This window comes from Streptomyces humi (genome assembly GCF_001005085.2).
Lineage (GTDB): Bacteria > Actinomycetota > Actinomycetes > Streptomycetales > Streptomycetaceae > Streptomyces > Streptomyces humi.
Genome location: NZ_LBMU02000099.1, coordinates 111,406 through 127,668, shown reverse-complemented (window position 1 = coordinate 127,668; position 16,263 = coordinate 111,406). Strand labels below are relative to the sequence as shown.

Genomic DNA, 16,263 nt, shown 5'->3' with positions numbered 1-16,263 from the left:
GCGGGCCGGCCCGCCCGGGCGGCGGTCAGGCTCCCGCGGCCACCCTGCCCAGTTCGGCCAGCAGGCCGCGCATGAGCGGAGCCATGTCGGTCTCCTCCGCCGCCCTGATCCACCGTTCGAAACCGACCTTGAAGACGGCCACCCCGGTCTCCGCGGTCAGGGTCGCCGTGGGTTCCGGCACCCCGCGGTCCCGGAGGGCGCCGGCGAGGGCCGTCGCCAGCGCGGCCAGCTTGATCAGCTCGCGCTCCCGGAGTTCCTGGTGGGCCTCCACCACGGCCTGCCGGCGCAGGGCGTACTCGTGACGGCCCCTGAACATGCCCGAGGCCGCGTCGAGTCCGGCGCCGACCACGTCGAGCAGTGCCGCGTCCGGCGCGGCCTCCGCCACGGCGGTCACGAACAGCTCCTGGAGCGGGGAGCCGGCGAAGAGCACCTCGCGCTTGTCGGCGTAGTGCCGGAAGAAGGTGCGCTCGGTGAGGCCCGCCTGCCGGGCGATCTGCGCCACGGTCGTCTGCTCGTACCCCTGCTCGCCGTAGAGCCGCAACGCCGCTTCCGCCAGTCGCTGCCGCGCGTTCGGCTCCCATCTGCCCATGGCGGAATCCTACGCGATGACAGTGACTGACATCAGGTGCTACCTTCGATGTCAGTCACTGTCATCAACAGTCAGGAATCTCCCATGCGTGTTTTCGTGACCGGTGCGTCCGGCTGGCTCGGCTCCGCCGTCGTGCCCGAACTCCTCGACGCCGGGCACCAGGTGACCGGGCTGGCCCGCTCGGACGCCTCCGCCGCCGCGCTCACCGCCGCCGGCGCGGAGGTCGTCCGCGGCACCGTCGACGACCTGGACGTGCTGCGCACGGCGGCCGCCGCCTCTGACGGCGTCGTCCACCTCGCCTTCAAGCACGACATCGCCTTCAGCGGCGACTTCCGCGGGGCCGCCGAGGCGGACCGCCGTGCCGTGGACACGTTCGGCGAGGTGCTGGCCGGTTCCGGCCGGCCCCTCGTGATCGCCTCCGGCCTGCTCGGTCTCGCGCCCGGCCGGGTGGTCACCGAGCGGGACGTGCCCGCCGTCGACGGCTCACCGGCCTCGGTACGGCAGACCACCGCCCTGGCGGCGCTGGAGCTGGCCGGCCGCGGGGTGCGTTCCGCCGTGGTGCGCCTGGCTCCCACCTGCCACGGCGAGGGGGACAACGGTTTCATGGCGGCGCTGGTCGGCATCGCCCGGGAGCGGGGCCTCTCGGGATACGTCGGCGACGGCGCCAACCGCTGGCCCGCCGCCCACCGGCTGGACGTCGGACGGCTGTTCCGGCTGGCCGTGGAGAAGGCGCCCGCGGGTTCGGTGCTGCACGGGGCGGGCGAGGAGGGCGTCGCGATCCGTGACGTCGCCGAGGTGATCGGCCGGCAGCTGGGCGTGCCGGTGGTCTCGGTGCCGCCCGCCGACGCGGCCGGGCACTTCACCTGGCTCGGCGGCTTCATCGGCCTGGACAGCCCGGCCTCCAGCACGGCCACCCGGGAGCTGCTGGACTGGCGGCCGTCGCACCCGGGCCTGCTGGCGGACCTGGACAAGGGCCACTACTTCGGCCCGGCCGCCTGACTCAGCGGGGCAACCGGGGCACGCTGTCGATCAGCCGCCGGGTGTAGGGGTGCCCGGGCGCGCCCAGCACCCTTTCGGTGGCGCCCTGTTCGACCAGCCGGCCACGCTCCAGCACCGCGGTGCGCTCGCACAGCGAGGCGACCACCGACAGGTCGTGGCTGACCATGACCAGCGTGAGGTCGCGCTCCTGCTTCAGCTCCGCCAGCAGGTCGACGACCTTCACCCGGGTCGTGAGGTCGAGGGCGCTCACGGGTTCGTCCGCGAGCAGGACGCGCGGGTCGCACACGACGGCACGGGCGATGGCGATGCGCTGGCGCTGGCCGCCGGAGAACTCGTGCGGGTAGCGGGCGGCGGCGTCGGCGGGCAGCCCGACCCGTTCCAGGGCGGCGGCCACCTTCGGCGCGGCGGTCGCACGGCTGTCCAGGCCGAGGGAGCGCAGCGGTTCGGCGACGATGGCGGCCACCCGGCGGCGCGGGTCCAGGGAGGAGTACGGATCCTGGAAGACGCACTGCACGCCGCGCCGGAACCGGCGCAGCTGCTCCCGGTCGCGCGGGGCGAGAGGCGCGCCGTCGAAGCGGACCGCGCCGTCGCTGGGCCGGGCCAGGCCCAGCAGGAGCCGCAGCAGGGTGGTCTTGCCGGCGCCGGACTCGCCGACCAGCGCCAGCGACTGCCCCGGTTCGACGGCCAGGGACACCCCTTGGACGACGTCGGAGGCGGCGCCCCGGTAGCGCACGGACACGTCGTCGAGTTCGAGTACGGGGGTCATCGGGCGCTCCTCAGGTCCAGGGCGGCCTCCAGCTTGCGGGCACCGGTGACCAGCGTCCGGGTGTACTCGGCCGTGGGTGCGCCGATCACGTCCAGGACGGGGCCCTCCTCGACGGCCCGGCCGTCCTTGAGGACGAGGGCGCGGTCGGCGATCCTGGCGACGACGGCCAGGTCGTGGCTCACGAACAGCACGGCCATCGCGCGCTCGCGTACCAGGGTGTCGAGCAGGTCGAGCACCTCGGCCTGCACGGAGACGTCGAGGGCGGTGGTGGGCTCGTCGGCGATGAGCAGGTCGGGTTCGCAGGCGAGGGCCATGGCGAGGGCGACGCGCTGGCGCTGGCCGCCGGAGACCTCGTGCGGGAACGCGCGGGCGATCCGCCCGGGTTCGGGCAGCCGCACCCGGTCGAGGGCCTCCCCTACGGCGGCCCGCAGCTGCCTCCCCTTGAGGCCGGTGCGGCGGGCCAGCGGCTCGGCGATCTGGCGGCCCACCCGCATCAGCGGGTCGAGGGCGGTCAGCGGTTCCTGGAAGACCACGGCCGCCCGACGGCCGCGGACCGCCGTGAGCCGCTTCTCCGTTGCGCCGACGACCTGGGCGCCGGCCAGCTCCACGCTGCCCTCGGCGCGCATCCCGTCGGGCAGCAGGCCCAGCAGGGCGAGGGTGGTCAGGGACTTGCCGGAGCCGGACTCGCCGATCAGGCCGAGGCGTTCGCCCGCGTCGAGCCGGAAGGTGAGGTCGTCGACCAGGGTACGGCCGTCGGCGGTGCGCACGGTCAGGCCGTGTACGTCGAGGAGGGTCATGACCGCCTCTGTCGGGTCGCCGGGTCGAGGGTGTCGCGCAGTCCGTCGGCGATCAGGTTGACGCCGACGACGAGCAGGACCAGCAGGACGCCGGGGGCGAGCGCGCCGGCCGGGGCGGTGGTGAAGGTGGCCTGGGCCTCCTGGAGCATCCGGCCCCAGGAGGCGTTGGGCGGCGGCGCGCCGAGGCCGAGGTAGGAGAGCCCGGCCTCGGCCAGCACGGCGAGGCCGAACTGGAGGGCGAGGTTGACCACGAGGGTGGGCCAGATGTTGGGCAGTACGTGCCCGGCGACGGTGCGCGGCCAGGAGGTGCCCGAGGTGCGGGCGGCCGTGATGTAGTCCTGCGCGAGGACCCGTTTGACCAGGATCCGCACCAGCCGGGCGACGACCGCGCTCTGGGCCAGGCCGATGGCGAGGACGGCGGAGCCGAGGGTCGCCGAACGGGCGGCGACCACGAGCATCGCCAGCAGCAGCGTCGGGAAGGCGATCAGGATGTCGAGGAACGCGGCGAGGGTGTCGTCGAGCCACCCCTGCGCGAACGCGGCGAGCACGCCGAGGGTGACGCCGATCAGCGCGGCGGTCAGCACCGAGCCGAGGCCGGCCGCGAGGGCGATCCGCGAGCCCGTCATCAGCTGCGTGAACAGGTCCCGGCCCAGTTTGTCGGTGCCGAGGAGATGCCCGCCGCCGGGACCGGCGAGCCGGCCGCCGGAGGTGTCGTCGGTGGCGTAGGGCAGCCAGACCAGCGAGACGAGCGCGAGCAGCGCGATCAGGCCGGTGAGGGTGCAGCCGGCGAGCAGGGTCGCCGAGCGGCGGCGGCCGCCGCGGACGGGTGCGGCGGCCGGGGCCTTGTCCAGGACGTCGGTCGTGGTCATCGGGCTCCTCCCGACAGCCGGCCGCGCAGTCGCGGGTCGATGATCCGCTGGACGAGGTCGGCGGCGAACCCGATCAGCAGGACGGCGAGGGTGGAGACGAACAGGACGCCCTGGATCACCGGGTAGTCGTGCTGGGCGATGCCGGTGGCGAGCAGCGAGCCGAGGCCGGGCAGCGCGTACACGGACTCCACCACGACCGCGCCGAGCAGGGTCGAGGCGAGTTCGATGCCGAGGACGGAGATCACCGGGACGGAGGCGTTGCGCAGCCCGTGCCGCCACATGGCGGCCGGGAAGGAGGCGCCGAGGGCGCGGGCGGTACGCAGGTGGTCGCTGCCGAGGACGTCGAGGGTGGCCGAGCGGACGTACCGGATCAGGGAGGCGCTCATCACCAGGGCGATGGTGACCACCGGCAGTACGAGGGACCGCACGGCGTCGGCGGGCGCGGCCCAGCCGTCCTGCGGGAAGCCGCCGGACGGCAGCCAGCCGGCGTTCAGCGCGAACACCGCGATGAGGATCATGCCGAGCCAGAACACCGGTACCGCCATGCCCAGTTGGGAGATCCCGCTGAGCAGGGCGCCGTACCAGGTGTGCCGCTTGTGGGCGGCGACGAAGCCGACGGGGACGGCGACGAGGACGGCCAGTACGAACGCGGCCAGCGTCAGCGGGACGGTGACGTTCAGGCGGGCGGTCACCTCGGGGCCCACCGGCAGCGAGCTGACGAAGGAGGTACCGAGGTCGCCGCCGGCCAACTGCCCGAGCCAGTGGGTGAACTGCTCGGGCAGCGGCCGGTCGGAGCCGATCGAGTGGCGGGCCGCGGCGATCTGCTCCGGGCTCGCGCCCACCGAGGTGAGCGCGTTGGCCGGGTCGCCGGGCAGCAGGCGCAGCAGGACGAAGAGCACCACGCTCGCCAGCACCAGCGACACGGCCAGGAAGGCGAGGCGTCTGAGGAGGTAGCGCCCCATCAGTCCTTCTTCTTGATGTCGTAGGCGTAGAACTGGGAGTTCAGGCCGTTGAGCGGGTAGCCGGAGAGCTTGGTGCTCGCGACCACGATCTGCGGGTAGAGGTAGAGCCAGTCGCTGGCCGCGTCCTCGGCGGTCTGCCGGTTGACCTTCTTCAGCAGTTCGGTCTGCCGCGCGGTCGTGGTGGCCTCCTCGGCCTCCGTGACCCACTTGGTGACCTGCTTGTTGTCGTAGCCCCAGTAGAAGTCGGGGTTGCCGTACCAGACCAGGTCGCGGTCGTTGACGTGCTCCTGGAGCGTCGCCGTGAAGTCGTGGTTCTTGTAGATCTTGGTGTACCACTCGTCGGGCGTGATCGTGTTGATCCTGACGGTGATGCCGACCTTGGCCAGCTGCGCCTTGATGAAGGTCGCGGCCGTGGGGTGCGGGTCGTAGTTGGGGGTGTCGAGGGTGAAGGAGAAGCCCTTGGCGTAACCGGCCTCGGCGAGCAGCTTCTTGGCCTTGGTGACGTCGTAGGCGTTGACCTTGGTGAGGTCCTCGTACCAGGGGTCGGTGGGCGGCACCATCGAGCCGATGAGCTTGCCGTAGCCGCCCCAGACGGACTCCAGGAGCTTCTTGTCGTCGATGGCGGCGGAGACGGCCTGGCGCACCTTGACGTCGGTGAAGGGCTTGGCCTTGTCGTTGAAGGCGAGCAGCAGCTTGGTGGTGGAGTCGCCGTCGTTGACCTTGTAGCTCTGGTTGCTCTTGAACTGGTCGAGGGCGTCCGGCGACTGCTCGCTGGTGACCACGTCGACGGCGTTGGTCAGCAGGGCGTTGTTGAGGGCGGTGGCGTCCTTGAAGTAGTGGAAGACGACCTGCTTGTTGGCGGCCGCGTCGCCCCAGTAGCCGGCGAACCGGTTCAGGCTGAGCGCCGAGCCGCGCGTCCACTTGCCGAGCGTGTAGGGGCCGGTGCCGTCCTCGCTCGTCTTCAGGTCCTTCGCCTGGGAGTTGATGATCCAGACGTAGGAGAGGTTGTAGACGAAGGAGATCGAGCGCTGCGACAGGGTGACCTTGACGGTGTGCGCGTCGGGGGTGGCGATGTCCTTGACGACCTCCAGGTTGCTCTTGCGGGCCGACTGCGAGTCGTCGGCGAGCACCTTCTGGAGGCTGTACTTGACGTCGGCGCTGGTGAGTTCCCTGCCGCTGTGGAACTTCACACCGCTGCGCAGGGTGAAGGTGTAGGTGCGGCCGTCGGCGCTGGTCGTGTAGTCCTTCGCGAGGAGCTTGTCGACCTTGCCGTCGTCGGTGAGGCGGAAGAGGCCTTCGTAGACGTTGCCGTTGAGGGCCTCGGTGACGCCCTGGCCGCCGCCCGCGGTGTTGTCGAGGTTCTGCGGCTCGTACAGGGAGCCGATGTTGACGGTGGCGTTCTTGTCCCAGGTGCCGCCGGAGCCGCCGGTCGCGGAGCCGCCGCAGGCGGTGAGGGCGAGCGCGAGGGTGGCGGTGGTCGCGGCGGCGTACAGGGCGGGCTTGTTCAGTCTCATGGCGTGTGGGCGCTTTCGTGCTGCGGTACGGGGAGGGGGCTGCGGGCGATCAGTGCTGCGCGAGGAAGCCGTCGCGGAAGACGGGGCGCTTCTCGCCGGCCTCGACGGCCAGGTGGAAGCGGTTCTGCCGCGGCGGCATCGGACAGTTGTACTGATCGGAGAATCCGCAGGGCGGCACGAAGGCCCGGTTGAAGTCGAGGACGACCCGGCCCTCGTCGGCGGTGCGCTCGACGAACAGGAAGCGGCCGGCGCCGTAGGTGGTGTCCCCGTTGGTGGGGTCGCCGAAGACGAGCAGCAGGGTGCCGTCGTCGTCGAAGGCGCTGAGGGTGTACGCGCGGCCGTCGACGGTGAGCGTGATGTCGCCGGGTACGACCAGGTCGCGGCTGCCGCCGTTGTCCCGGATGTGCTCGAAGGCGATCCGGCGGGCGCCCGGCACCGGCGTGTAGGCGGCCTCCAGGACCCAGGCGGGGTCGTACGGAAAGGTGTCGACGCCCTCGAAGTGGCGGATGGCGGGCGCGTCCGCGTCCCAGAAGCGCAGGCCGTGCTCGGGTTCGCCGGTGGCGAGGTCGGTGCGGCTCAGCGTGGTGACCGCCACGGTGGCGGGCTGCCCGGCGCGGGCGGCCTCGGCGTCGGCGTGCTCGCCGGCCGGCAGCCAGCGGGTCTCGACGAGGGCGAGGTTGCCGGTCGGCGAGGTGAGCGCGCGCAGGCGCCCCGCACACCAGGCCTCCCACTCCTGCCGCGGGTCGACGGGGGCCGGAGAGGCGGAGGAGTGGGACACGGCGTACTCATTCGGCTAGCAGGGGAGGATCGCCACGGAATGTCATTGCATGGCCAAAGCATGTACTTTATCCACCATAAGATCGCCTAATGTCAAACAGCCGTCTCGATGACTGAGACGGCTGTCGGACGAGGTGAGCGGGGCCACGCGGGGCCACGCTCGGGAACGGCGAGGGGCTCAGCCCTGACGGCGCTCGGCCACACCCTCGGACACCGGTGCCGGCGCGGCGGCCTGGGCCGTGACCACCTTCGAGGCGCGGCCCCGGTCGAGGACGCCACCGGTGACCGCCAGGGCCAGGCCCGCCATGGCGAGGGCGGCGCCGACCAGGTTGGGGGCGGCCCAGCCCCAGCCCGCCGAGATGACCAGGCCGCCGAGCCACGCACCGGCCGCGTTGGCCAGGTTGAAGGCGGAGTGGTTGGAGGCCGCCGCCATGGTCGGGGCCTCCTTCGCGTTGATCATCAGCAGCATCTGGACGGGCGTGGTGATGAGCGCGCCCATGGCACCGATGAAGGTGACCGTGATCAGGGCCGGGACCGTGCTGTGCACGGTGAAGTAGAACGTCACCAGACCGGCCGCCAGCAGGATGATCCCGGCGTAGAGCGTCGGGCGCAGGGCACGGTCGGTGAGGGGGCCCGCGAGCAGGGTGCCGACGGTCATGCCGACGCCGTAGAGGGCGAGGACGACGGTGGTCGAGGCGTCGGAGATGCCCGTCAGGTGCGTCAGCATGGGCACGAGGTAGCTGTAGACGGCGAAGAAGCCGCCGAAGCCCACGACGGCGGTGGCCAGTCCGATGAAGACCTGCCGGTTGCCCATCGCGCGCAGTTCCTGACGGATGCCCGCCTGCGGGCCGCGCGGCTGGTGCGGTACGAGGAGGGCGAGCGCCGCCAGTGCCACCAGTCCGATGACGGCGACCGCGCAGTAGGCGTACCGCCACCCCAGGTGCTGCCCGAGGGCGGTGCCCGCGGGGACGCCGACGATGTTGGCGATGGTGAGGCCGAGGAAGACCTGGGAGACCGCGCGGGCCGCCCGGTCGGGAGCCACCAGGGAGGAGGCGACGACCGCGCCCACGCCGAACAGCGCGCCGTGCGGCAGTCCGGCCAGGAAGCGGGCGGCGAACAGGAGGCCGAAGTTCGGGGCCAGCGCCGACGCCGTGTTGCCGACCACGAACAGCCCGGTGAGCAGGAGCAGCAGCCGCTTGTGGGGCACCCGGGCGCCGATGCCGGTCAGCACGGGAGCGCCGACGACGACACCGAGGGCGTAGGCGGAGACGAGGTTGCCGGCGTGCGGCACGGACACCCCGACGCCGTCCGCGATCTGGGGCAGCAGCCCCATGGTGGCGAACTCGGTGGTGCCGATGCCGAACGTGACGACGGCAAGGGCCAGCAGAGCCAGAGGCATGGTGAGCGGGGAGACCTTTCGAAAGAGCGGTCGGGGGCGGGAACCGGGGACGGGGACGCGGCGGACGGAGTGTTCCGGCCTTTACGGAGGTGTTCCGGCCTTCCGCGGCCGGCCGCGCCGGGCACCCTTGCCCAGCAGACCCCAAGAACGTTGCAGCGAGATGACACGAGTACGCATTCCTGGATCGCCGCCGGCGGCCAGGTGAGCTGCGTCACTCGGGACGGGGCCGCGAGGCGGCGCCCGTCAGCCCGCGGGTGGCGCGGACGCGGTCCGGGCCGCGCGCATCCGGTCCGGGCGGGGGGCCGCCGGAAGCAGGTCGTCGTGCGGTGCGGGCAGGCCGTACAGCGCGTAGAGACGCCGGCGGACCGGCTCGGCCGGGAACTGGTCGCCGTAGACGGCCATCTTGAAGATCACGCCTTCGAGGACGCTGCGCAGCAGGGCCTCCTCGACCGCGGGATCCTCGGCGCCACGCGCCGCGAACAGGCCGCGCAGGCCGTCCTCCAGAGCGGCCACGCGCGCCTCCTTGCGGGCTTCGGCCGCCGCGAACTGCGGATGGGTCGCGGGATTGACGACCAGGCTGAGCGTGAGGCGCTGCACGGGCACGGTGGCAGCGGCCGTGGCGATCGCGCCGTCGATGACGGCGGCCAGCCGCTCGTCCGGGTCGCCGGGGACGTCGACGAGCGCGGTGACGCCGTCCAGGTAGCGGTCGAGCAGTTCGTCGACCAGGTTCTGCTTGCCGGGGAAGTAGTAGGTGAGCAGACCGCGCGAGACACCGGCGCGTGCGGTGATGTCCGAGATCGTGGCGTCATGGTAGCCCTTCTCGGCGAAGACCTCCAGGGCCGCCGCTAGGATCCGCTCCCGCGACTGCGCCCGCAGTTCCTCGTTGGCCTCGGCCGATCGCGGTGACACACGCCCCCCTGCCCGTCTCCGCGGCGCCCGCACCCGACGCGCCGCCGGCCGGTCCGACCTGGACCGACGCCCCCTATTCTCCCCGCCTTCCAGGGCGTTCACCGCACCGGTCCGTCCGAGACCCGAACTGCCGTACGCGGATCCGTACTTGGGTTTGGGAGTTTTGACTGGCTGGCTGTACAGTCAACGCTCGTCACGGGCCGGTGCCGGTCCGGTTCCACGAGAGGGAAGACACACAGTGGTGAGCAAGGAAGAGCTCAAGTCGGCGCTCCACGCGGCCTTCGACGCCGTAGTCCCCGACGGGGAGACCTACACCAAGGTCTACGCCTCGGACATGAAGCAGCGGAACTACGTCGTCTACCGGAGCACGACGGTCTACAACTACGCGGTCGGCTTCCGGCCGGGCAGCACCGAACTGGTGATCGTCCCGGTGGAGGAGAACGACGGCCGGGTCACCCCGGGCACCCCGGTCACCATCTCCGACGCCAACCGCGGTGCCGTGAAGAAGCGGGACCTCCAGGGTCGCTTCCACGTGTCCACCGCGGAGGGCGAGAAGTTCCGGCTGGTCGTGATCCCCTCGGTACCGAAGATCACCGCGGGTTTCTACCAGCTCCCGGTGGACCAGCGGGACGAGTACGAGGCCTTCCAGAAGGTCAAGGAGCTGATCTGCGCCTGAGGCGCGCCGACGGGGGCGCCCGACGCCCTCGGGTCAGCCCACGGGCTCGCGGCCCTGCTTCCAGTACCCGGTGAAGTCGATCGCCGCCTTCGGGACCCCCGCGGCGACGAGCGCCCGCCTGGCACCGGTGGCGAGCGCGCTCTCCCCGGCCACGAAGACGCTGACGGGCGCCGCCGGCAACGCCAGCTCCCGCACCCGCCGCAGTGCCAGCTCCCCCGGCTTCACGGCGGGGTCGTCACGGGGCAGCCAGTCCACCTCGACGTGCTCACCGAGGTCGAGGTCCTGGACGTCGTCCGAGGTGGGCACTTCGAGGAGCAGCCGGGTGGGCAGCGTGGCCCTGGTGGTCTCGGCGGTCGCCACCGCCGCCGCCAGGGCGCTCTCGTCCGCGATCAGCAGCTGCGAGGCGGCGTCCGCCGGGGGCCGGTAGCCACGCCCCTCGTCGAACACCCCGGCCGGGCTCCCCGCCACCACCGAGCGGACCCACACCGACAGCGGGGTGTCCCCGTGGACGGCGACGTCCATGTCGAGCTCCGGCACGTCCGCACGGAACGAACGCACCGTCATGTTCCGGACGTTCGGCCGCACCCGCCCCGGCATGGTGAGCAGCTGGGCGTACCAGCCGTTGTTCGCCAGGGTCGGCATCCGCAGCTCCCGCTGCCCCGGCCGCGGGAAGAACAGCCGGAAGCACTGGTCGCCGCCCTGGTGCACGAAGTCGGCGAGGTCCGCCCCGGTCAGGGTGACGCGGGCCAGATGCGGGCCCAGCCACTCCCGCCGGGCGACCTCGACGGTGAGCATGCGGCGGCGCACCCCCATGGGGAAACGCGCGTTCATCGATGACCCTCCCTGACATGGCACATCATGGTTAGTTAGGTAAGCCTAACTTAACCTGCCGCTCGATGATCAGTCGACCGTGCGACAGCGGATGACGACGTGCCCGTCCTCCTCCCTGGCGAGTCCAACGAAGACCGTCCGGCGAGCCACAGGTGCGCGGGCGCGTCGGTGCGGAAGACCTGCGCGGTCCGGAAGTAGCTCCCGGCCTCGGCGAGCCTGACGTCCCCGTCGTACAGGTCCGACGTGTCGCAACCCTCGTGGCAGTAGCCGCGGTTGACGATGCAGACGACGGCTCCGTCCGCGGCGCGCAGCAGAAAGCGGGCCGCGAGGTCGAGGTCGACGCCGTCGACGGCCGTGAAGTCACCGAAGGCCTTGCGCAGCCCGCTCACACGAGGGCGGCCCCGGGCGGTGCGTCAGTCATGGGTGTCACTCCTGTTCGCCGCCACCGCCTGACCCGGGTCCCGCCGGCCGGCCGGGTTCGCCGGCCGGCCGGGTTCGCCGGCCGGCCGGGTTCGCCGGCCGGCCGGGCGGCGCCCTGAGTGGCAGCCCCGGCCGGGCGGCCCCAGGCTGGAGGGCATGGGCGGACGCGGTCCCCGGTGACCCGCGTCCGTCCCCGGCCGTCGGGCCGCCGCGCGTTTACCGCGGGCGCCCGCGGTCACCCGGACCGCCGGAGCCCCGAGGCCCCTGACCCGAGCGACCCGAGCACTGCCCAGCGCGCGTGCGGAGAAAGGCAGATTCATGACCGAGAAACCGCCCTTCACCACCACCGACTCCGGCGCTCCCGCGGAGAGCGACGAGCACTCGCTGACGCTGGGGCCCGGAGGACCGATCCTGCTCCAGGACGCCTACCTGATCGAGCAGATGGCACAGTTCAACCGGGAGCGGATCCCCGAGCGCCAGCCGCACGCCAAGGGCAGCGGCGCCTTCGGCCGTTTCGAGGTGACCCATGACGTCAGCGCCTACACGAGGGCCGCGCTGTTCCAGCCGGGCACCCGTACCGACCTCGTGGTGCGCTTCTCGACCGTGGCCGGGGAGCGCGGCAGCCCGGACACCTGGCGCGACCCGCGCGGCTTCGCGGTGAAGTTCTACACCAGCGAGGGCAACTACGACATGGTCGGCAACAACACGCCGGTGTTCTTCGTCAAGGACCCGATGAAGTTCCAGCACTTCATCCGGTCGCAGAAGCGCCGCGCGGACAACAACCTGCGCGACCACGACATGCAGTGGGACTTCTGGACCCTCTCACCGGAGTCCGCCCACCAGGTCACCTGGCTGATGGGCGACCGGGGCATCCCGCGCTCCTGGCGCCACATGAACGGCTACACCTCCCACACGTACATGTGGATCAACGCGGCCGGCGAGCGGTTCTGGGTGAAGTACCACTTCAAGACCGACCAGGGCATCGAGTGCTTCACCCAGCACGAGGGCGACCAGATGGCCGCGGCCGACACGGACTACCACACGAGGGACCTGTTCGAGCACATCCGGGACGGCGACTTCCCGAGCTGGACCCTGTACGTGCAGGTCATGCCGTACGCGGAGGCGGCGGGCTACCGCTTCAACCCGTTCGACCTCACCAAGGTGTGGCCGCACGGCGACTACCCGCTGGTCCCGGTCGGCCGGATGACCCTCGACCGCAACCCGACCGACAACCACGCCGAGATTGAGCAGGCCGCCTTCCAGCCGAACAACCTCGTGCCCGGCATCGGGCCGAGCCCGGACCGGATGCTGCTCGCCCGGCTGTTCTCGTACGCGGACGCGCACCGCCACCGGATCGGCGGCAACTACCAGCAGCTTCCGGTGAACGCCCCCGTCGCCGAGGTCCACTCCTACTCCAAGGACGGGGCGATGGCGTACCGGAAGACCACCGATCCGGTGTACGCCCCCAACTCCAAGGGCGGCCCGGCTGCGGACTCGGCCCGGTACTCCCCGCCGAGCTGGGAGGCCGACGGCGAGATCGTCCGGGCGGCCTACGTCAGCCACCCCGAGGACGACGACTGGGGACAGCCCGGCACGATGGTGCGCGAGGTGCTGGACGACGCCGCCCGTGACCGTCTGGTCGACAACGTCGTGGGGCATCTCCTCAACGGCGTGACGGAGCCGGTGCTGCAACGGGCGTTCGCCTACTGGAAGAACATCGACAAGACCGTCGGCGACCGTATCGAGCAGGGCGTGCGGGCCAAGGCCGACGAGCGGGACCCGAAGGCGGCCGAACAGGGCAGCCCCGCGCGGCGCAGCATGCAGGACAAGGCCTGACGGCCGCGAGACGAGTACACGCCCCCGTCGGCCGGTTCAGGCGGGGGCGGCGCCCTGGCACCCCGCGCACAGTCCCCACCAGGTGATCTCGGCCTCGTCGACCGCGAACCCCTTGTCGGTCCCGGGGGTCAGGCAGGGTGCCGCGCCCACGCCGCAGTCGACGTCCTCGATCAGGCCGCAGCGGCGGCAGACGAGATGATGGTGGTTGTCGCCGACGCGGAGTTCGTAGCGGGTCGGCGATCCGGCCGGTTCGATGCAGCGCACCAGTTCGGCCTTGGTGAGGTCGTCCAGCACGTTGTACAGACCCTGCCTGGAGAGTCCGCCGGCCGCGCCGACGCGGGCCTCGAGATCCGCCGCCGTGGAGTGCGGATGGCCCTGGAGCGCGGTCAGAACGGCCCTGCGCTGGGCCGTACTGCGCAGCCCCTTGCGCTTGAGCAGGTCGCCCGCGAGCTGGTCCATGGCCGTTTCACTCCTCCGGGGCGTCGGTGCGCCACCGCGCCCACGATACAACCGAGAGTTGACTCGGTCAGTTCTGGAGCAGGGCTCCGCCTAGGCGGCCTCGGCCGTACGGCAGGAGCCGCATACCAGGCGCCGGGCGGGCCGGACGCTCGTCATCGGGATGACCCCGATCGGGCGCTGGACGGTGGCGTGCACGATCCGTGAGTGATCGGCGCAGGTGAACAGTCCGCAGCGCGTGCAGGCGCCGATCCCGGTGTTCTCGTTTCGCCCCTCTTGGGCGCAGTCGTAACAGTGCATGGTGCTTCCCGATGAGATGGCCCACCTGTCTGGCGAGGCGGGGTTCGCGGCTTTCGGTGGCTCGAACATAGCCCGCTAGTTTTGACAGAGTCAACTCTAGGTCGACCTCTGGACCGGACGCGCTTGTTCACCTACTGTCTAGACATGCCTGGACAGGTACACAAACACCATCGCATCGCCCGCGTCCTCGCCGACGAGATCAGGGCCGGGGTCCACGCCGACGGCAGCCGGCTCCCCGGGGAGCACGCGCTGAGGGAACGGTTCGGCGTCAGCCGCACCACTCTTCGCCAGGCCCTCCAGGTCCTCGGCGAGGAGGGCCTCATCGCCACCCACGCGGGCATCGGCTCCTTCGTCACCTTCGACGGGGCGCCGCTCGACAACCGTCTGGGCTGGACCCGTGCCCTGGCCGAGCAGGGCACCGAGCTGACGACCGAGGTCCTCCGCTTCGAGGAGGTCGAGGACCCGGAGCTGGCCGCCCGGCTCGGCCTCGCGTCCGCTGCGTTCATCGCCCTGGACCGGGTCAGGCGGCTGTCCGACGGGCAGGGCGTGTCGCTGGAGCGCAGCCGGGTCCCGGTCACCGGATCCCTCGCCGGGCTGCCGGAGCGCGGCCTCGACGGCGGCTCGCTCAGCCGGACGCTGATCGCGGCGGGCCGGGTCACCGACGCCGGCGAGGGCGTCGTCTCGGTACGCGGGCTCACCGAGGACGAGGCCGCCGTGCTGCACCGCTCCCCCGGCGAGTCCTTCCTCCGGCTGGACCAGGTGTACCGGGCCGCCGACGGCTCGGTGATCGAGCAGGTGGGGAGTCTGCTCGACCCCGCCCGCTTCGAACTGCACGTCCGCTCGGGCAACGGAGGCCGCTCGTGACCGACCGACTCGACCGAGCCCTGGGCGCCTTCTACGGTCTCGCCCTGGGCGACGCCCTCGGCATGCCCACCCAGGTGATGTCCCGACAGGACGTCGTCCGGGTCTACGGCACCCTCACCGGCTTCGAACCGGCCCGCCCCGACAACCCGGTCAGCGCCGGCATGCCCGCCGGGTCGGTCACCGACGACACCGAGCAGGCCGTCATCGTCGCCCGGCTCATCGACGAGGGCCACGGCCGGATCGATCCGCTGCGTCTGGCCCACGAACTCCTCGACTGGGAGAAGGAGATGAAGGCCAAGGGGTCCTTCGACCTGCTCGGCCCGTCCACCAAGGCCGCGCTGGACGCGGTGGCCCGCGGTGTCCCCCCGCGCGAGGCGGGCCGCAACGGCACCACGAACGGCGCCGCGATGCGGGTCACCCCGGTGGGCATCGCCTTCGCCGCCGATCCGCTCGACACCTTCGTCGACCGGGTCGTGGAGTCCTGCCAGGTCACCCATGACACGACCGTCGGCATCGCCGGGGCGGCCGCGGTGGCTGCCGCGGTCAGCACGGGAGTCGACGGCGGCTCGCTCGACGCGGCCGTCACCGCCGCGGTGACCGCGGCCCGTGCCGGAGCGCGGCGCGGGCACTGGGTCGCCGGGGCCGACATCGCCGCCCGCATCGAATGGGCCCGGGAACTGGTGCGCGGCCTCCCGCGGGCCGAGGCGCTGGACCGGGTCGTGTCGCTGGTCGGCACGAGCGTGGCGAGCCAGGAGTCGGTGCCGGCCGCGTTCGCGGTGCTCGCCCTGGCGGACGGCGATCCGTGGCAGGCCGCGCTGCTCGCCGCCAACCTCGGCGGTGACAGCGACACCATCGGCGCGATCGCCGGCGCCGTCGCGGGCTCGGTCGCCGGGCTCCGCGCGCTGCCCGCCGACGCCGTCCGCACCCTGCGGACCGTCAACGCCCTCGACCTGGAGCCACTGACGACCCGCCTGCTCGCCCACCGCTGACCCATCCGGCCGCCGACCGCCGAACCCACCGCGCAAACCGTTCGGCACCCGACCCACCGCACAAGCCACTCGGCACCAGAACCCGCTGGGTCCACGCCCCAGTGCAGAAGCCGCTGGGTCCCCGGCCCACACCAGAACCCGCTGGGTCCACGGCCCACCGCAGAACCCGATGGGTCCACGGCCGAGCGCTGCACCGCCCGTCAACAGACTCACCGCTGCACCACCCGGCAACAGACTCACCGCTGCACCACCCGTCAACCGGTGTCAGGGCGGGGCTCCCAGCCCGTCGCCCCGCCCGGCCCGCTCACGC

18 protein-coding genes are annotated in these 16,263 nt (G+C 72.1%); 5 read left to right on the top strand and 13 right to left on the bottom strand.

Annotation, left to right across the window (positions count from 1 at the left end; translation table 11 throughout):
- Nucleotides 1–25: 25 nt before the first annotated feature.
- The gene (locus tag AAW13_RS37805; RefSeq protein WP_046728834.1) at nucleotides 26–589 is read right to left on the bottom strand and encodes a TetR/AcrR family transcriptional regulator; all 564 of its coding nucleotides are present in this window, start codon (nucleotides 587–589) and stop codon (nucleotides 26–28) included.
- Nucleotides 590–673: 84 nt separating this feature from the next.
- Between AAW13_RS37805 and AAW13_RS37800 the strand changes: the two genes are divergently transcribed.
- A complete protein-coding gene (locus AAW13_RS37800; protein WP_046728835.1) occupies nucleotides 674–1,588 on the top strand; it encodes an SDR family oxidoreductase in 915 nt (304 codons plus the stop codon).
- A 1-nt stretch (nucleotide 1,589) separates the two neighbouring features.
- On the opposite strand, the gene AAW13_RS37795 is transcribed toward AAW13_RS37800, so the two are convergent.
- The 8 genes from AAW13_RS37795 to AAW13_RS37760 all read right to left on the bottom strand — a co-directional run bounded on the left by AAW13_RS37795 (nucleotide 1,590) and on the right by AAW13_RS37760 (nucleotide 9,581).
- Nucleotides 1,590–2,354 carry an ABC transporter ATP-binding protein gene (locus AAW13_RS37795; RefSeq protein WP_046728836.1) on the bottom strand — a complete coding sequence of 255 codons (765 nt, stop codon included), beginning with the start codon at nucleotides 2,352–2,354 and terminating at the stop codon, nucleotides 1,590–1,592.
- Nucleotides 2,351–3,151, bottom strand: coding sequence for an ATP-binding cassette domain-containing protein (locus AAW13_RS37790; protein ID WP_046728837.1), 801 nt, complete (start codon nucleotides 3,149–3,151; stop codon nucleotides 2,351–2,353). Before AAW13_RS37790 ends, AAW13_RS37795 begins: the two co-directional genes overlap by 4 nt.
- Nucleotides 3,148–4,020 (bottom strand): ABC transporter permease, encoded by an 873-nt coding sequence (locus AAW13_RS37785; protein WP_046728838.1) that lies wholly within the window; start codon nucleotides 4,018–4,020, stop codon nucleotides 3,148–3,150. Before AAW13_RS37785 ends, AAW13_RS37790 begins: the two co-directional genes overlap by 4 nt.
- The gene (locus tag AAW13_RS37780) at nucleotides 4,017–4,982 is read right to left on the bottom strand and encodes an ABC transporter permease (RefSeq protein WP_046728839.1); all 966 of its coding nucleotides are present in this window, start codon (nucleotides 4,980–4,982) and stop codon (nucleotides 4,017–4,019) included. Before AAW13_RS37780 ends, AAW13_RS37785 begins: the two co-directional genes overlap by 4 nt.
- Nucleotides 4,982–6,496 carry an ABC transporter substrate-binding protein gene (locus tag AAW13_RS37775; protein WP_046728840.1) on the bottom strand — a complete coding sequence of 505 codons (1,515 nt, stop codon included), beginning with the start codon at nucleotides 6,494–6,496 and terminating at the stop codon, nucleotides 4,982–4,984. The genes AAW13_RS37780 and AAW13_RS37775 overlap by 1 nt, the downstream gene beginning before the upstream one ends.
- A gap of 49 nt (nucleotides 6,497–6,545) precedes the next feature.
- Complete coding sequence (locus AAW13_RS37770; RefSeq protein WP_046728841.1) at nucleotides 6,546–7,274, bottom strand: DUF1684 domain-containing protein; 729 nt, start codon at nucleotides 7,272–7,274, stop codon at nucleotides 6,546–6,548.
- 177 nt (nucleotides 7,275–7,451) lie between these two features.
- Nucleotides 7,452–8,672 carry an MFS transporter gene (locus AAW13_RS37765; protein ID WP_046728842.1) on the bottom strand — a complete coding sequence of 407 codons (1,221 nt, stop codon included), beginning with the start codon at nucleotides 8,670–8,672 and terminating at the stop codon, nucleotides 7,452–7,454.
- Between the two features lie 243 nt (nucleotides 8,673–8,915).
- The gene (locus AAW13_RS37760) at nucleotides 8,916–9,581 is read right to left on the bottom strand and encodes a TetR/AcrR family transcriptional regulator (RefSeq protein WP_046728843.1); all 666 of its coding nucleotides are present in this window, start codon (nucleotides 9,579–9,581) and stop codon (nucleotides 8,916–8,918) included.
- Between the two features lie 241 nt (nucleotides 9,582–9,822).
- Here AAW13_RS37760 and AAW13_RS37755 point away from each other — a divergent pair, with 241 nt between their 5' ends.
- Nucleotides 9,823–10,257, top strand: a complete 435-nt coding sequence (locus tag AAW13_RS37755) for a hypothetical protein (protein ID WP_206306348.1) — start codon at nucleotides 9,823–9,825, stop codon at nucleotides 10,255–10,257.
- Between the two features lie 33 nt (nucleotides 10,258–10,290).
- On the opposite strand, the gene AAW13_RS37750 is transcribed toward AAW13_RS37755, so the two are convergent.
- Nucleotides 10,291–11,088, bottom strand: coding sequence for a siderophore-interacting protein (locus tag AAW13_RS37750; protein WP_046728845.1), 798 nt, complete (start codon nucleotides 11,086–11,088; stop codon nucleotides 10,291–10,293).
- A gap of 50 nt (nucleotides 11,089–11,138) precedes the next feature.
- On the bottom strand, nucleotides 11,139–11,477 hold the full coding sequence (locus tag AAW13_RS37745) for a DUF3237 family protein (RefSeq protein WP_052768522.1): 339 nt from the start codon (nucleotides 11,475–11,477) through the stop codon (nucleotides 11,139–11,141).
- 349 nt (nucleotides 11,478–11,826) lie between these two features.
- Between AAW13_RS37745 and AAW13_RS37740 the strand changes: the two genes are divergently transcribed.
- Nucleotides 11,827–13,344 (top strand): catalase, encoded by a 1,518-nt coding sequence (locus AAW13_RS37740; protein ID WP_046728846.1) that lies wholly within the window; start codon nucleotides 11,827–11,829, stop codon nucleotides 13,342–13,344.
- A gap of 36 nt (nucleotides 13,345–13,380) precedes the next feature.
- On the opposite strand, the gene AAW13_RS37735 is transcribed toward AAW13_RS37740, so the two are convergent.
- Both AAW13_RS37735 and AAW13_RS37730 read right to left on the bottom strand, forming a co-directional pair.
- Nucleotides 13,381–13,803 (bottom strand): Fur family transcriptional regulator, encoded by a 423-nt coding sequence (locus AAW13_RS37735; protein ID WP_046728847.1) that lies wholly within the window; start codon nucleotides 13,801–13,803, stop codon nucleotides 13,381–13,383.
- Between the two features lie 90 nt (nucleotides 13,804–13,893).
- Nucleotides 13,894–14,100 carry a DUF2180 family protein gene (locus AAW13_RS37730; RefSeq protein WP_046728848.1) on the bottom strand — a complete coding sequence of 69 codons (207 nt, stop codon included), beginning with the start codon at nucleotides 14,098–14,100 and terminating at the stop codon, nucleotides 13,894–13,896.
- A gap of 144 nt (nucleotides 14,101–14,244) precedes the next feature.
- On the opposite strand from AAW13_RS37730, the gene AAW13_RS37725 reads away from it, so the two are divergent.
- Nucleotides 14,245–14,964 carry a GntR family transcriptional regulator gene (locus AAW13_RS37725; RefSeq protein WP_046728849.1) on the top strand — a complete coding sequence of 240 codons (720 nt, stop codon included), beginning with the start codon at nucleotides 14,245–14,247 and terminating at the stop codon, nucleotides 14,962–14,964.
- The gene (locus tag AAW13_RS37720; protein WP_046728850.1) at nucleotides 14,961–15,953 is read left to right on the top strand and encodes an ADP-ribosylglycohydrolase family protein; all 993 of its coding nucleotides are present in this window, start codon (nucleotides 14,961–14,963) and stop codon (nucleotides 15,951–15,953) included. The genes AAW13_RS37725 and AAW13_RS37720 overlap by 4 nt, the downstream gene beginning before the upstream one ends.
- Nucleotides 15,954–16,263: the final 310 nt, after the last annotated feature.

Excerpts from the sequence above, each read along its gene's own strand:
- AAW13_RS37790 (WP_046728837.1), bottom strand. The coding sequence starts at position 3,151 with ATGACCCTCCTCGACGTACACGGCCTGACCGTGCGCACCGCCGACGGC.
- AAW13_RS37800 (WP_046728835.1), top strand. The coding sequence starts at position 674 with ATGCGTGTTTTCGTGACCGGTGCGTCCGGCTGGCTCGGCTCCGCCGTC.
- AAW13_RS37725 (WP_046728849.1), top strand. The coding sequence starts at position 14,245 with ATGCCTGGACAGGTACACAAACACCATCGCATCGCCCGCGTCCTCGCC.
- AAW13_RS37795 (WP_046728836.1), bottom strand. The coding sequence starts at position 2,354 with ATGACCCCCGTACTCGAACTCGACGACGTGTCCGTGCGCTACCGGGGC.
- AAW13_RS37730 (WP_046728848.1), bottom strand. The coding sequence starts at position 14,100 with ATGCACTGTTACGACTGCGCCCAAGAGGGGCGAAACGAGAACACCGGG.
- AAW13_RS37765 (WP_046728842.1), bottom strand. The coding sequence starts at position 8,672 with ATGCCTCTGGCTCTGCTGGCCCTTGCCGTCGTCACGTTCGGCATCGGC.
- AAW13_RS37775 (WP_046728840.1), bottom strand. The coding sequence starts at position 6,496 with ATGAGACTGAACAAGCCCGCCCTGTACGCCGCCGCGACCACCGCCACC.
- AAW13_RS37785 (WP_046728838.1), bottom strand. The coding sequence starts at position 4,020 with ATGACCACGACCGACGTCCTGGACAAGGCCCCGGCCGCCGCACCCGTC.
- AAW13_RS37735 (WP_046728847.1), bottom strand. The coding sequence starts at position 13,803 with ATGGACCAGCTCGCGGGCGACCTGCTCAAGCGCAAGGGGCTGCGCAGT.
- AAW13_RS37740 (WP_046728846.1), top strand. The coding sequence starts at position 11,827 with ATGACCGAGAAACCGCCCTTCACCACCACCGACTCCGGCGCTCCCGCG.
- AAW13_RS37805 (WP_046728834.1), bottom strand. The coding sequence starts at position 589 with ATGGGCAGATGGGAGCCGAACGCGCGGCAGCGACTGGCGGAAGCGGCG.
- AAW13_RS37780 (WP_046728839.1), bottom strand. The coding sequence starts at position 4,982 with ATGGGGCGCTACCTCCTCAGACGCCTCGCCTTCCTGGCCGTGTCGCTG.
- AAW13_RS37750 (WP_046728845.1), bottom strand. The coding sequence starts at position 11,088 with ATGAACGCGCGTTTCCCCATGGGGGTGCGCCGCCGCATGCTCACCGTC.